At 52.3% G+C, this 235-nt stretch carries 1 pseudogene; it reads right to left on the reverse strand.

Going from position 1 to position 235, the window contains the following annotated elements:
* Positions 1-235: pseudogene (locus HJY11_RS13720) on the reverse strand (proline reductase-associated electron transfer protein PrdC); the annotation flags it as partial.

Below are 235 nucleotides of genomic sequence, written 5' to 3' on the forward strand. Positions count from 1 at the left end.
ACGCTTGTCCCAACCGGAACATCCATATAAACATGCGGCTCATTTCCGCCGTTTAACTTACCGATCACTGTCATATTCTTTAAGAAGCACGGCTTTCTCTCCTCGATCGCCTCTGTCACTCTGGAGATCGTCTCCACATTCACCACGACCGCATTGGCAGCAGATGGAAGCTGTGTCGTCTCAAGCTCAATGCCAAGGCACTCCCTGACAACCGCACGTTCCTCTCCCATCGGGT

It is taken from the genome of Bittarella massiliensis (ex Durand et al. 2017) (genome assembly GCF_017566145.1).
Classification (GTDB): domain Bacteria; phylum Bacillota; class Clostridia; order Oscillospirales; family Ruminococcaceae; genus Bittarella; species Bittarella massiliensis_A.